The organism is Scandinavium goeteborgense, assembly GCF_003935895.2.
In the GTDB taxonomy this organism is placed as follows: domain Bacteria; phylum Pseudomonadota; class Gammaproteobacteria; order Enterobacterales; family Enterobacteriaceae; genus Scandinavium; species Scandinavium goeteborgense.
The window spans coordinates 862,061-875,970 of the sequence record NZ_CP054058.1 but is presented as its reverse complement, the minus strand read 5'-3'; the positions used below and the strand labels follow the sequence as shown (position 1 = coordinate 875,970).

General features: G+C 56.1%; 12 protein-coding genes. 4 read left to right on the top strand and 8 right to left on the bottom strand.

Annotated elements, in window-relative coordinates:
* Positions 1-33: 33 nt before the first annotated feature.
* The 8 genes from A8O29_RS04970 to syd form a co-directional block, all read right to left on the bottom strand.
* On the bottom strand, positions 34-1,185 hold the full coding sequence (locus A8O29_RS04970) for a glycerate kinase (RefSeq protein WP_125352098.1): 1,152 nt from the start codon (positions 1,183-1,185) through the stop codon (positions 34-36).
* 34 nt (positions 1,186-1,219) lie between these two features.
* Entirely contained in the window at positions 1,220-2,560 is a 1,341-nt protein-coding gene (gene gudD, locus A8O29_RS04965; protein ID WP_125352100.1) for a glucarate dehydratase, read from the bottom strand.
* Between the two features lie 12 nt (positions 2,561-2,572).
* Positions 2,573-3,916 (bottom strand): enolase C-terminal domain-like protein, encoded by a 1,344-nt coding sequence (locus A8O29_RS04960; RefSeq protein ID WP_125352102.1) that lies wholly within the window; start codon positions 3,914-3,916, stop codon positions 2,573-2,575.
* Positions 3,913-5,274: an MFS transporter gene (locus A8O29_RS04955; protein WP_125352104.1), complete on the bottom strand. Its 1,362-nt coding sequence runs from the start codon at positions 5,272-5,274 to the stop codon at positions 3,913-3,915. The genes A8O29_RS04960 and A8O29_RS04955 overlap by 4 nt, the downstream gene beginning before the upstream one ends.
* 277 nt (positions 5,275-5,551) lie before the next feature.
* Positions 5,552-5,995: a flavodoxin gene (locus A8O29_RS04950; protein WP_125352105.1), complete on the bottom strand. Its 444-nt coding sequence runs from the start codon at positions 5,993-5,995 to the stop codon at positions 5,552-5,554.
* A gap of 16 nt (positions 5,996-6,011) precedes the next feature.
* Positions 6,012-6,794 (bottom strand): tRNA pseudouridine(65) synthase TruC, encoded by a 783-nt coding sequence (truC, locus tag A8O29_RS04945; RefSeq protein ID WP_125352107.1) that lies wholly within the window; start codon positions 6,792-6,794, stop codon positions 6,012-6,014.
* Entirely contained in the window at positions 6,794-7,123 is a 330-nt protein-coding gene (locus A8O29_RS04940; protein ID WP_125352109.1) for a YqcC family protein, read from the bottom strand. The genes truC and A8O29_RS04940 overlap by 1 nt, the downstream gene beginning before the upstream one ends.
* Before the next feature lie 642 nt (positions 7,124-7,765).
* A complete protein-coding gene (syd, locus tag A8O29_RS04935) occupies positions 7,766-8,311 on the bottom strand; it encodes a SecY-interacting protein (RefSeq protein WP_125352112.1) in 546 nt (181 codons plus the stop codon).
* Positions 8,312-8,379: 68 nt separating this feature from the next.
* Between syd and queF the strand changes: the two genes are divergently transcribed.
* From queF to A8O29_RS04915, 4 genes are all read left to right on the top strand, one after another.
* Entirely contained in the window at positions 8,380-9,225 is an 846-nt protein-coding gene (gene queF / locus A8O29_RS04930; RefSeq protein WP_125352114.1) for an NADPH-dependent 7-cyano-7-deazaguanine reductase QueF, read from the top strand.
* A gap of 116 nt (positions 9,226-9,341) precedes the next feature.
* Positions 9,342-10,706 carry a nucleotide 5'-monophosphate nucleosidase PpnN gene (ppnN, locus tag A8O29_RS04925; protein WP_110511434.1) on the top strand — a complete coding sequence of 455 codons (1,365 nt, stop codon included), beginning with the start codon at positions 9,342-9,344 and terminating at the stop codon, positions 10,704-10,706.
* A gap of 457 nt (positions 10,707-11,163) precedes the next feature.
* Entirely contained in the window at positions 11,164-12,450 is a 1,287-nt protein-coding gene (locus tag A8O29_RS04920) for an HAAAP family serine/threonine permease (protein ID WP_110511435.1), read from the top strand.
* A gap of 51 nt (positions 12,451-12,501) precedes the next feature.
* Entirely contained in the window at positions 12,502-13,869 is a 1,368-nt protein-coding gene (locus A8O29_RS04915) for an L-serine ammonia-lyase (RefSeq protein WP_110511436.1), read from the top strand.
* The last annotated feature ends 41 nt before the right edge of the window (positions 13,870-13,910 follow it).

The following is a 13,910-nucleotide window of genomic DNA, read 5'->3' as shown; positions in this document are numbered from 1 at the left end:
TTCCGGGCGGTTCCCTCTCCCTGTGGGAGAGGGTTAGGGTGAGGGGGAGAACCGATTGCCGATCTCCAACACCGCCGCCACATTGCGTGCCGTGCGGCGCACATTCTCCTTGGCATTCGCCAACGCATCCTCCAGCGTACAAATGCTGTAGATAACGCTGAACACCGCATCCAGGCCATGCTGATGCACAACCTCTGCGTCATCCGTCAAACTCCCGGCAATAGCAATCACCGGGATATTAAAACGCTTCGCCACCCGCGCGACGCCGACGGGCACTTTACCGTGTACGGTCTGGCTGTCGATCCGCCCTTCGCCGGTGATCACCCAATCCGCATCTTTCACGATGTCAGCCAGATGCAGCGCGTCAGTCACGATCTCAATTCCCGGTCGCAGCGTCGCGCCACAGAAAGCGAACAGCCCTGCGCCCATTCCACCCGCCGCACCGCCGCCTTCCAGATTGAGCACCTGAATATCTAAATCACGTTCAATAAGCGTGGCATAGCGCAAGAGGGCCTCGTCCAGACGCGGGATCATCGCTTCCGTCGCCCCTTTTTGCGGGCCAAATACCGCCGTCGCGCCCTCGTTGCCGGTCAGCAGGTTGGTCACGTCACAGGCGACCTCAATCCGGCAATTCGCCAGACGCGAGTCCAGCCCGCTGATATCAATCCGTTCAAGCTGCTCCAGCCCTTCACCTCCGGGCGGGATCGGCTGCTCGTCACGTGTCAGCAGTTTCGCACCCAGCGCCTGCACCATGCCTGCGCCGCCGTCATTGGTGGCACTGCCGCCAAGGCCGATGATTATCTGCTTAACGCCCGCGTCCAGCGCATGACTAATCAGTTCTCCGGTACCCCATGAGGTCGTTTTCAGCGGGTTACGCTTTTCCGCCGGTACGCTTTCCAGCCCGCTGGCGGCCGCCATTTCGATAAACGCCGACTGCTCATCGCCGGAAATCCCGAAGAACGCCTGTACCGGAAAACCCAGCGGGCCGGTCACATTCATCGTAATCACGCGTCCTTGCGTGGCCGCTACCATCGCCTCCACGGTGCCTTCCCCGCCGTCGGCAAGCGGAATTTTCACGTATTCCGCCTCGGGGAAAATCTCCCTGAAACCCGCCTCAATCGCGCAGGCAACCTCCAGTGCGCTTAGGCTCTCCTTGTACGAATCCGGGGCAATCACGATTTTCATAGGCTGTCCTTACGGGGTAACGGCATCAGTTGTATTAACGCACCATGCACGGACGCTTGTTATCAAACGTCCAGCCCGGGATCAGATACTGCATTCCCATCGCGTCATCGCGCGCGCCAAGCCCATGTTTCTGATACAGCTCATGGGCCTGCATCACGCGGTCCATGTCCAGTTCAACGCCCAGACCCGGCGTCGACGGCACCTGCACCATGCCACCTTTGATTTCAAACGGTTGCTTCGTCAGACGCTGATTCCCCTCTTGCCAGATCCAGTGGGTATCAATGGCGGTGACTTTGCCCGGTGCGGCCGCCGCGACGTGGGTGAACATCGCCAGCGAAATGTCGAAATGGTTGTTGGAGTGTGAGCCCCAGGTGAGGCCAAATTCGTGGCACATTTGCGCCACGCGCACCGACCCCTGCATGGTCCAGAAGTGCGGGTCCGCCAGCGGGATATCCACCGACTGTAACGAAAGCGTGTGGCCCATCTGCCGCCAGTCGGTGGCAATCATGTTGGTGGCGGTCGGCAGCCCGGTGGCGCGACGAAATTCAGCCATCACTTCCCGGCCTGAGAACCCCTGCTCAGCTCCGCATGGATCTTCCGCATACGCCAGCACGTGGCGCAGCTGCTTACCAATGTTGATGGCTTCATCCAGCGACCAGGCGCCGTTCGGATCAAGCGTCACGCGCGCCTGCGGGAAGCGTTTTGCCAGAGCCGTCACCGCTTCCGCTTCATCTTCACCGCTCAATACGCCGCCTTTGAGCTTGAAATCGTTAAAGCCATATTTTTCATACGCGGCTTCCGCCAGACGCACTACCGCATCCGGGGTCATCGCTTCGTCGTGGCGCACGCGGTACCAGTCGCATTGGTCATCCGGCTGGCTCTGATACGGCAGCGGCGTGCGTTTGCGATCGCCGACAAAGAACAGGTAGCCCAGCATTTCCACTTCATTGCGCTGCTGACCATCGCCCAGCAGCGAGGCCACGTTGACGCCCAAATGCTGGCCGAGTAAATCGAGCATCGCCGCTTCAATGCCTGTCACCACATGAATGGTGGTGCGCAGGTCGAATGTTTGCAGACCACGCCCGCCCGAATCCCGATCGGCAAAGGCATTACGCACCGCGGTCAGCACATTTTTGTATTCGCCGAGGGTTTTGCCCACCACCAGCGCCGCCGCGTCTTCCAGAGTTTTACGGATTTTTTCGCCGCCCGGAATTTCACCCACGCCGGTGTGGCCGGCGTTGTCTTTAATCATCACAATATTGCGGGTGAAGAACGGCGCATGGGCACCGCTCAGATTCATCAGCATGCTGTCGTGCCCGGCAACCGGGACCACCTGCATGGAGGTCACTACTGGCGTTGAATGTTGAATCGTCATCGTGCAATCCTTTTATTGAGTGCGACCGAAAACGGGGCGTTTGCGATCGAATGTCCAGCCGGGGATCAGGTACTGCATCGGCACCGCGTCATTGCGTGCGCCGCCTGGCAGCCGTTTGTACGCCTCATGCGCTTTTTCTACCTGCGCCCAATCGAGCGTCACGCCGAGCCCTGGTGCGTCCGGCACTGCGATTTTTCCGTTCTCAATTTGCAACGGATTTTGGGTGAGTCTGGCATCGCCTTCCTGCCAGATCCAGTGTGTATCAATGGCCGTCGGCCTGCCAGGGGCCGCCGCGCCGACGTGGGTGAACATCGCCAGCGAAATATCGAAATGGTTATTCGAATGACAGCCCCAGGTCAGACCCCAGTCGTCGCAAAGCTGCGCCACGCGTACCGCGCCGGAGAGCGTCCAGAAATGCGGATCAGCTAGCGGGATATCTACCGCGTTGAGCATTACCGCGTGACCCATTTCGCGCCAGTTCGTGGCAATCATGTTGGTGGCTACCGGCAGGCCAGTCGCACGTCGAAACTCCGCCATCACTTCACGCCCGGAAAAACCCTGCTCGGCACCGCACGGATCTTCCGCGTAGGTCAGCACGTTCTGGAGACCTTTGCACAGCGCGATGGCTTCATCGAGCAGCCATGCGCCATTAGGGTCGACGGTGATGCGCGCGTCCGGGAAACGTTTCTTCAGCATTCGCGCGGCATCGATTTCCTGTTCACCCGGCAAAACGCCGCCTTTCAGTTTGAAATCTTTGAAGCCGTAACGGTCCTGCGCGGCCTCCGCCAGCCTGACCACCGTCTCTGAGGAAAGCGCTTCCTGATGGCGCAAGTGATACCAGTCGTGGCCGTCGCGCCGCCCTTCAGAGTATGGCAAATCGGTTTTATTGCGATCGCCTACGTAGAACAGATAGCCGAGCACCGTGACCGCATCACGCTGTTTACCCGGCCCCAGTAATTCGCACACCGGCACGTTCAGCGCCTGACCGAGTAAATCCAGCAGCGCTGCTTCCAGCGCCGCCACCGCGTTAACCTTGAGCTCGAAGGTCCAGGCGCCTTTGGCAAAGGTATCAAAATCGGCGGCCTGATTTCCTTTATGAACCTGCTGCACCACGCGATTCATTCGGGCGACTTCCTGTCCCACAACCTGCGGGATGGCATCCACCAGCGTCTGGTAAATCACTTCTCCGCCGGGGGCTTCACCCACGCCGGTGTGCCCGGCGTTATCGGTCAGTACCACAATGTTACGGGTGAAGTACGCATGATGCGCACCGCCAATGTTCAGCAGCATGCTGTCCTGCGCCGCCACCGGGATCACCTTCATGTCAGTGATAACGGGGCTTGCCTGAGTATTCATAAAGCACGCTCCGCAGTCGGTTTCAGCTCAATTCGTTTGATATCGCCGACCAGCACCAGATAGCTCAGAACCGCAATCAGCGCATGAATGCCGACGTAAATCAGCGCCCAATTAAACGAGCCGGTGGTCGCCACGATATAGCCGATGGCAATCGGGGTGACGATGCCGGAGATGTTGCCGAACATATTGAACAGGCCGCCGCTGAGACCGCTGATTTCTTTCGGTGCAGTATCGGCCATGACCGCCCAGCCCAGCGCGCCGATGCCTTTGCCGAAGAACGCCATCGCCATAAAGCCGATGATCATCCATTCCGCGTCGACGTAGTTACAGAACACCATGGTCATCGACAGCAGCATTCCGAGTACGATTGGCGTTTTACGCGCCACGTTGAGCGAACCCGTTTTACGCATCAGCCAGTCGGATATGATCCCACCCAGTACGCCGCCAACAAAGCCGCACACCGCCGGAATAGACGCCACAAAGCCCGCTTTCAGAATCGACATGCCGCGCGCCTGTACCAGATACACCGGGAACCAGGTGATGAAGAAGTAAGTCAGCGCGTTAATGCAGTACTGGCCGAGGTACACGCCAATCATCATGCGCGACCCAACCAGCTGTTTAACCTGCGCCCACTTCTCGCGCATCGGCACCTGCTGCGTCGTTGTTTTCTTCTGATCCATGTTGATCAGCGCCCCGCCCTCGGCGATGTAATCCAGTTCTTTTTGGTTTACGCCAGGATGCTGATTAGGTTCGTGGATCATTTTCAGCCACAGGAAACTGATGACGATCCCCAGTCCGCCCATAAAGAAGAACACATGCGACCAGCCCACTTCATGCGTCAGCCAGCCCATGATGGGTGCGAAGATGACCGTGGCGAAGTACTGCGCGGAGTTGAATATCGCAACCGCCGTGCCCCTCTCCTGCGCCGGGAACCACGCGGCGACGATGCGGCTGTTGCCCGGGAAAGAGGGCGCTTCGGCCAGACCGACCATAAAGCGCAGGGTGAACAGCGCGACGATGATGCCAAAGCCGTGGAAGATGTCGACGAAGCCCTGTAACAGGGTGAACATCGACCAGGTGAAAATCGACCAGAAGTAGACACGTTTAGAACCAAAGCGGTCGAGCAGCCACCCACCCGGGATTTGGCCGATGACATAGGCCCATGAAAATGCGGAGAAAACGTAGCCCATACCGACCGGATCCAGACCGATATCTTTGGCCATTTCTGACCCGGCAATGGAGAGCGTGGCGCGGTCGCCGTAGTTGAACGAGGTGACGATAAACAGCATCACCACAATCCAGTAGCGCGCGTTGGTCCGCTTTTCAGCGGCCGCCGTGGCGTGACTTAGTGAACTCATTGTTGTACTCCTGAGGCTTCCCTCATTCTGAACAACGTAACCTGTAGGGTAATCAGAATGACGTTTGTTTTTATGGCGACGTTGCTCTTTGGCACGCCACATTTTATTCACCGACAGGAGAAGTATAAAAACGCGTCAACGATGGCTCACCGTGCATAAACACAGCATTCCGGAGAAGATAAAAGGGGTTTTGGGGCTTATGCCCAGGAGGATGGGGGCTGGTTCACGGATTCAGGAAAGAGTAGGCGTTTTGCCCTTCGGCAGAAGGGCAAAGGGATCAACTGAGCAGCGTGGCCCAGTGTTCAACCCACGGGTTGGAGACCGTTTCGGGTTCAGGATCTTCACTGGCGTCGATCATCAGCATTTCACCGATACGCTGTGCGCCCTGCTCTTGCAACAACGCGTCGAAGCGCTTACCGCCGCCGCAGAAATGCGAGTAGGTGCTGTCGCCGAGGGCGATAATGCCGTAGCGCAGATGCGGCTGGTACATATCGAGAATGCCCTGATACAGCGGCACAATGCTGTCCGGCAGGTCGCCCTGCCCAGTCGTAGAAGTGACCACCAGCGCATATTTACCCTGGTAAGATTCCCAGTCGCTGACTTCAGGATCTTCAAATACCTGCGCTTTGTGGCCCTGCGCCGTGAGGATCGTCTGTGCTTCTTCCGCCACCAGCAACGCGTTTCCGTACATGGTGCCGACAAAAATGCCTACTTCCGCCATTACTTTTCTCCCTGAATCATTCAGTTATGAGGTCATCCTGACCGTTGTCCGGCGTAAACTCAACCCTTTCAACGTCGGGGAGAAGACCACGCCAGCCGAAATGTGACATTGCCTGCATCCAGACATCATCGAGGCTCGCACGGATAACCAGCGGCTCGCCAGTGAACGGGTGTGTAAGATGCAATTCGCTGGCATGCAGCATTAAACGGTCACAGCCGAAGTTTTCCGCCGCGCTGCGGTTCTGACGCAAATCGCCGTGTTTACTGTCGCCGAGGATCGGGTGACGCAGATGGCTCATGTGGCGGCGCAGCTGATGCTTGCGGCCTGTTTTCGGTTCCAGCTCGACCAGACCGTAGCGCGTCGTCGGGTAACGCCCGGTCGGCACCGGCATTTCAACCGTCGCCAGACCGCGATAGTGCGTCACCGCAGGCTGGGCTTCTTTGTCATCACGGGCAAATTTATCCGCGATTTTGTCCAGTTCTTCCACCAGCGGGTAATCGAGCAATTCCTCTTCCATCAGCCAGCCGCGCACGATGGCGTGGTAGCGTTTCTGGATCTGGTGCTGCTCAAACTGCTGTGAAAGACGACGGCCCGCTTCGCTCGATAGCCCCATCAGCAGCACGCCGGATGTCGGCCTGTCGAGACGATGGACGGTAAAAACATGCTGACCAATCTGGTCGCGCACGGTTTGCATGAGCACGACTTTTTCATCGCGATCGAGCCAGCTGCGGTGGACTAACCAGCCTGAGGGTTTATTAACAGCGACCAGCCATTCGTCCTGATAGAGGATCTCGATCATCAGTCGTCCACGCCCGCAAACAGAGTATCAAGCTGCTCAAGCTCCGGTAGGATAATGGCGCGGAAAGGATGGCTCGCGTCGATGACCATCTCGTAATAAGGCGCAACGGCGAAGCTCTGCGGCAGCGGCTGCTGATTGTCGATCAGCTGGTGCATGCGCGGAAGCAGCACCCATTGCAGCCACTCCAGTGGCTCCAGCGTATCCATGCAGAAAGGTTGTGTGCTTTCGAAAACGCTGTTGTCTGGTGCGGTGTCCTGCCAGTGCTGATGCTCGCGCAGCTGCGCTTCAATCGCATTCAGGCGCTGGCGAACGCGGTCGTGATGGGTCATGAAAACCTCGGAAAATACGTCGAAATGAAAATCTGTGGCGAAGGATATCATCGGTGGCGAGGAAATAAAAAAAGGGAGCACTGTTTGCACAGTGCTCCCGGTTCGTTTCGCAGCAGTCCAGCTACCTTTGTTGCTCCCTGCTCATCCGTGAAAACTTTTCCTATGGTCTCCTGACCAGTTCATCCATAAACTATTGCATCCTGCTCGCACCACCCCGATGCGATTTGACTTATCCGTAAGCGTGTCCTGATCTTCCTGATCCGCCGGGCATCCTGACCGGTTCTCTTTCTCCATCCTGGAGGTGTCCTTTAACGCATCCTGCGTAATCCTTTCGCTTCGATCCAGAAGCCTTTCCTTGCAGCACCGTCCTGGTGTATCCCGCTGAAACGTCATCATCCTGATGTTCGTTTCGTTTCGCGACTCCCTGTCGACCTGTATAGAATCCTCTATTACGCCTCGTCTTACAAGCCTCTTGTAAGCGTACTCCCCTGTCTATTTTCATATGAAAGTTAAGGTTTTTCTCCATAACTATTTGATAAGAATAGAATAGGTATAATTCGAAGCGGTAATCTCGGGCTTACACGCTGGCGATCTCTCACAGCGTTTGTAAGAGATGTCTCACAAGGACGCCAGGCATATGGATTACAAAAGAGGCTCGAGGTGGGTAAGGAAGCTCGCGACAGACGCAGAAAGCGTGGTGCGATTGCGGGTACCAAGGGTCTCAAGGACCACTTCACCCGTGAGATTACAGACGGAGACCACATCCAGTTCGCTGTCGAGCGTGCCGATAAACAACGTCGGTGGAAGCTTCAGGCGTTTCTGCGTGACCAGGTGACCAATCAGGTTTTCCTGTACTCGCTGAAAATCATCCGGGCTCCAGACCTGCAGCAGCGTAAGCTTGCGCTCGCCGAACGTTGCGGGCATATCACCGGCAAACTGGCTGGTATAATAAGTTTGAAGCGGTTGTTGTACCACGATGTCCATCGCCCTTTCAACCGCTTCCAGAGTCGGTTCAAGGTTGAACGGCTGAGGCTGCCAGAAGACCGCGTCATCGTCGGTGGACGTGACGCACGGTGACGGAACGCCGTGCAGTTCTTCGCTTCGCGGCTGCGTGCCATGGCGCTGCTGCCATGCGTCGCAATAACGTTGGGTAAATGCCTGTAAGGCTGTCGCGGTCTGCTGATCCACTGCTTTCTCTCTCCAGGTCAACCAGGATAAACTCAGTCCATAGTCTACCTGCTTTATGACGGTGAAACATGTCTTCTTATGAAAACCACCAGGCGCTGTCTGGCCTGACGCTCGGTAAATCAACTGATTACCGCGATATTTACGACGCCAGCCTGCTTCAACCCGTGCCGCGCAGCCTGAACCGCGATCCGCTTGGTCTGCACGCCGATAACCTGCCGTTTCACGGTGGCGACATCTGGACGCTGTACGAACTTTCCTGGCTGAATGCTAAAGGGCTGCCGCAGGTTGCCGTCGGCCACGTTGAGCTGAGCGACACCAGCGTCAATCTGGTGGAATCCAAAAGCTTTAAGCTGTATCTGAATAGCTTCAACCAGACCCGTTTCGCCGACTGGGAAGAGGTTCGCGCCACGCTGGAGCGAGACCTGCGCCATTGCGCCCAGGGCGATGTCACCGTTGCGTTATACCGTATAGATGAAATGGAAGGTCAGCCGATTGCCCATTTCCACGGCGCGTGCATTGACGAGCAGGACATTGAAATCGACAGCTACGAATTTAGCGCCGATTACTTGCAAGATGCCGCCAGCGGGAAAGTGGTTGAAGAGACGCTGGTCAGCCATCTGCTGAAATCCAACTGCCTGATTACCCATCAGCCGGACTGGGGTTCGGTGCAAATCCAGTATCGCGGGCCGAAAATCGACCGTGAAAAACTGCTGCGTTACCTGGTCTCTTTCCGCCATCACAACGAGTTTCACGAACAGTGCGTCGAGCGTATTTTCAATGACATTCAGCGCTTCTGTCAGCCGGAAAGCCTCAGCGTATATGCGCGCTACACGCGTCGCGGTGGACTCGACATCAACCCGTGGCGCAGCAATACCGATTTCGTCCCGGCCATTGGCCGCCTGGTTCGCCAGTAACATCAATAGTTTCACAATAAAGCGCGGCTTCGGTCGCGCTTTTTCTTGTTAAAATCTGATCGGCAAGGCTATTGTAATCATTAGGGAAGACGTTATTCGTCCCGTAAGGAGTTCACTTGATTACACATATTAGCCCGCTTGGCTCAATGGATATGCTGTCGCAGCTGGAAGTCGATATGCTGAAAAGCAACGCCAGCAGCGATTTGTATCAGTTGTTCCGCAACTGTTCACTGGCAGTGCTCAACTCAGGCAGTCTGACCGACAACAGCAAAGAATTGCTGTCCCGCTTTGAAAGTTTTGAAATCAACGTGCTGCGCCGCGAGCGCGGTGTAAAACTGGAACTGATTAATCCGCCGGAAGATGCCTTCGTTGACGGGCGCATCATCCGCTCCCTGCAGGCGAACCTGTTTGCCGTCTTACGCGATATTCTGTTTGTTTACGGACAAATCCATAACACCGTCCGCTTCCCGAATCTTGATCTGGATAGCCCGACCCACATTACCAACCTGGTGTTCTCAATCCTGCGTAACGCCCGGGCGCTGCACGTCGGTGAAGCGCCGAGTATGGTGGTGTGCTGGGGGGGGCACTCCATCAATGAAAATGAATATCTCTATGCTCGCCGCGTCGGCACTCAGCTTGGCCTGCGCGAACTCAACATCTGCACCGGCTGCGGTCCGGGTGCCATGGAAGCGCCGATGAAAGGCGCCGCCGTTGGTCATGCTCAGCAGCGCTATAAAGAAGGCCGTTTTATCGGCATGACTGAACCGTCGATCATCGCCGCTGAACCGCCTAACCCGCTGGTCAACGAACTGATCATCATGCCGGATATCGAAAAACGTCTGGAAGCGTTCGTGCGTCTCGCCCACGGGATAATCATCTTCCCGGGCGGCGTGGGCACCGCGGAAGAACTGCTGTACCTGTTGGGGATCCTGATGAACCCGGCCAACAAAAACCAGGTGCTGCCGCTTATCCTCACCGGTCCGAAAGAAAGTGCGGACTACTTCCGCGTGCTGGACGATTTCATCGTGCATACGCTTGGTGAAGCGGCCCGCCGCCACTACCGCATTATTGTGGACGACGCCGCCGAAGTGGCACGTCAGATGAAAAAAGCGATGCCGCTGGTGAAAGAGAATCGCCGCGACACCGGCGATGCGTACAGCTTCAACTGGTCGATTCGTATTGCCCCGGACCTGCAACAGCCGTTCGAACCGACGCACGAAAACATGGCGAACCTGAAACTTTATCCGGACCAACCGGTGGAAGTGCTGGCCGCTGACCTGCGCCGTGCCTTCTCGGGCATTGTGGCGGGTAACGTGAAAGAAGTGGGCATTCGAGCGATTGAACAGTTTGGACCGTACAAAATCCACGGTGATGGCGAAATGATGCGTCGGATGGACAACCTGCTGCAAAGTTTCGTCGCGCAGCATCGTATGAAACTTCCGGGCTCGGCTTACATTCCCTGCTACGAAATCTTGTCCTGATTCACTCTTCCTGACGACAGGGCGGCGCATGGCCGCCCTTCTTTTATCTCCGATGCCAAACGATTGCGCCCTAAATTCTATCGACAAATATTCATTAAAATTATGTTAATGCGCGTTAAACCCCTGTTTACGTCACTTTTTTCAGCAAAAGATACGTTTTAGCCATGCTGAACATTCCTGTTTCACACTGCCGATGGTAGCCTTCGCGCCCATAAATCCCCGTTTCTTTAAAAAAAGCAGCCTGATGGTCTAATAACCTTCTTTCTGGAAGTGTTTTATCGCATTTGGGATCGGGATCACTGATACATTGATAACTTAAATGTATCTTTCCGGCCGCAAACAATCACGGGCAAAAATCATAAGAAAACCCCGTTTTACACGAATTTATTTTACCGTCAGCCACTTATTCATTGGATTTGACTAAAAAACTGACAATTGCTTCCTCCAGGAGATATAGATGGAAACCATTCAAACCAGCACCATCGCGTCGACAGAAAGTCGTAGCGGATGGCGTAAGACGGATACGATGTGGATGCTGGGCCTCTACGGCACGGCGATCGGTGCGGGCGTTCTGTTCCTGCCGATCAACGCCGGTGTCGGCGGTATGATCCCGTTGATCATCATGGCAATTCTTGCCTTCCCAATGACCTATTTCGCTCACCGTGGCCTGACTCGCTTCGTGCTGTCCGGTAAAAACCCAGGCGAAGACATCACCGAAGTGGTTGAAGAACACTTTGGTATCGGCGCAGGTAAACTGATTACCCTGCTGTACTTCTTCGCTATCTACCCAATCCTGTTGGTGTACAGCGTGGCTATCACCAACACCGTTGAAAGCTTCATGACCCACCAGCTGGGAATGACGCCGCCACCGCGCGCCATTCTGTCTCTGATCCTGATTGTCGGCATGATGACCATCGTGCGCTTCGGCGAGCAGATGATTGTTAAAGCGATGAGCATCCTGGTATTCCCGTTTGTTATCGCGCTGATGGTACTGGCGTGCTACCTGATCCCACAGTGGAACGGTGCCGCGCTGGAAACCCTGTCTCTGAGCAGCGAAACCACCGGCAAAGGCCTGTGGATGACCCTGTGGCTGGCCATTCCGGTCATGGTGTTCTCCTTTAACCACTCACCGATCATCTCTTCCTTTGCTGTAGCAAAACGTGAAGAGTACGGCGACGATGCTGAGAAGAAGTGCTCCAAAATTCTGGCCTTCGCGCACATCATGATGGTTCTGACCGTCATGTTCTTCGTGTTCAGCTGCGTGCTGAGCCTGTCCCCGGTGGACCTGGCTTCCGCGAAAGAGCAGAACATCTCGATTCTGTCTTACCTGGCAAACCACTTTAACGCACCGCTGATTGCCTGGATGGCGCCGATTATCGCCATCATCGCTATCACCAAATCCTTCCTCGGCCACTACCTGGGCGCCCGTGAAGGCTTTAACGGTATGGTGATTAAGTCTCTGCGTAGCCGCGGTAAAACCATCGAAGTGAGCCGTCTGAACAAGATGACTGCAGTGTTCATGCTGGTCACGACCTGGATTGTCGCGACGCTGAACCCAAGCATCCTTGGCATGATTGAGACCCTGGGCGGTCCGATTATCGCGATGATCCTGTTCCTGATGCCGATGTACGCCATCCAGAAAGTCCCTGCGATGCGCAAATACAGCGGCCATATCAGCAACGTGTTTGTCATCATCATGGGCCTCATCGCCATCTCCGCGATTTTCTACTCACTGTTCGGCTAATCCCCCGCGCCGCCTACAGGCGGCGCTTCTCTTTCTAGCAATGGACGCATCATGATCAGCGTATTCGATATATTCAAAATCGGCATTGGTCCTTCCAGCTCGCACACCGTGGGGCCAATGAAAGCGGGTAAACAATTCACGGATGACCTCATTTCGCGCGAGATCCTGACCGACATCACCCGCGTGGTGGTGGATGTCTACGGCTCGCTCTCTCTGACCGGAAAGGGCCACCACACCGATATCGCCATTATTATGGGCCTGGCGGGTAACCTGCCTGACACCGTTGATATCGATGCCATTCCGTCCTTCATTCAGGATGTGAACACGCATGGCCGACTGTTGCTGGCTAACGGTGAACACGAAGTCGAGTTCCCGGTAGACCAGTGCATGAACTTCCATGCCGACAACCTTTCCCTGCATGAAAACGGAATGCGTATTACCGCGCTGAGCGGCGAAAACGTCGTTTATAGCCAGACGTATTACTCCATCGGCGGTGGTTTTATCGTTGATGAAGACCATTTCGGCCAGAGCAACAGCGCGCCGGTCTCGGTTCCTTATCCGTACAAAAATGCCGCCGATTTGCAGCGACATTGCCAGGAAAGCGGCCTGTCGCTGTCCGGCCTGATGATGCAAAACGAACTGGCGCTGCACAGCAAAGAAGAGCTCGAGCAGCACTTTAACGCGGTGTGGGACGTGATGCGTAGCGGCATTGAACGCGGTATCACCACCGAAGGCGTGCTGCCGGGTAAACTGCGCGTGCCTCGCCGGGCGGCCGCCCTACGCCGGATGTTAGTGAGCCAGGACAAAACCACCAGCGACCCCATGGCAGTGGTGGACTGGATCAACATGTTTGCGCTGGCGGTGAACGAAGAGAACGCCGCCGGTGGCCGCGTCGTGACTGCCCCCACAAACGGCGCCTGCGGAATTGTTCCGGCGGTTCTGGCGTACTACGACAAGTTTATTCGTGAAGTGAATGCAAATTCGCTGGCGCGCTACATGCTGGTGACCAGTGCGATTGGCTCACTCTATAAGATGAATGCCTCTATTTCCGGGGCGGAAGTGGGCTGTCAGGGCGAAGTCGGCGTGGCCTGTTCAATGGCGGCGGCGGGCCTGGCGGAACTGCTGGGCGGAAGCCCGACGCAGGTGTGCATCGCGGCTGAAATCGGCATGGAACATAACCTTGGTTTAACCTGCGACCCGGTCGCTGGTCAGGTTCAGGTGCCTTGTATCGAACGTAATGCGATTGCCTCGGTGAAAGCGGTGAACGCCGCGCGTATGGCGCTGCGCCGTACCAGCGAGCCGCGCGTGTGCCTCGATAAAGTCATCGAAACCATGTACGAAACCGGCAAAGACATGAACGCTAAATACCGCGAAACCTCTCGCGGCGGCCTGGCGATGAAGATTGTGACCTGCGACTAAGCTCGCACCCGACGCCTCGTTTTGCGAGGCGTCTTCCCGAA

Excerpts from the sequence above, each read along its gene's own strand:
- A8O29_RS04970 (WP_125352098.1), bottom strand. The coding sequence starts at position 1,185 with ATGAAAATCGTGATTGCCCCGGATTCGTACAAGGAGAGCCTAAGCGCA.
- gudD (WP_125352100.1), bottom strand. The coding sequence starts at position 2,560 with ATGACGATTCAACATTCAACGCCAGTAGTGACCTCCATGCAGGTGGTC.
- A8O29_RS04960 (WP_125352102.1), bottom strand. The coding sequence starts at position 3,916 with ATGAATACTCAGGCAAGCCCCGTTATCACTGACATGAAGGTGATCCCG.
- A8O29_RS04955 (WP_125352104.1), bottom strand. The coding sequence starts at position 5,274 with ATGAGTTCACTAAGTCACGCCACGGCGGCCGCTGAAAAGCGGACCAAC.
- A8O29_RS04950 (WP_125352105.1), bottom strand. The coding sequence starts at position 5,995 with ATGGCGGAAGTAGGCATTTTTGTCGGCACCATGTACGGAAACGCGTTG.
- truC (WP_125352107.1), bottom strand. The coding sequence starts at position 6,794 with ATGATCGAGATCCTCTATCAGGACGAATGGCTGGTCGCTGTTAATAAA.
- A8O29_RS04940 (WP_125352109.1), bottom strand. The coding sequence starts at position 7,123 with ATGACCCATCACGACCGCGTTCGCCAGCGCCTGAATGCGATTGAAGCG.
- queF (WP_125352114.1), top strand. The coding sequence starts at position 8,380 with ATGTCTTCTTATGAAAACCACCAGGCGCTGTCTGGCCTGACGCTCGGT.
- A8O29_RS04920 (WP_110511435.1), top strand. The coding sequence starts at position 11,164 with ATGGAAACCATTCAAACCAGCACCATCGCGTCGACAGAAAGTCGTAGC.
- A8O29_RS04915 (WP_110511436.1), top strand. The coding sequence starts at position 12,502 with ATGATCAGCGTATTCGATATATTCAAAATCGGCATTGGTCCTTCCAGC.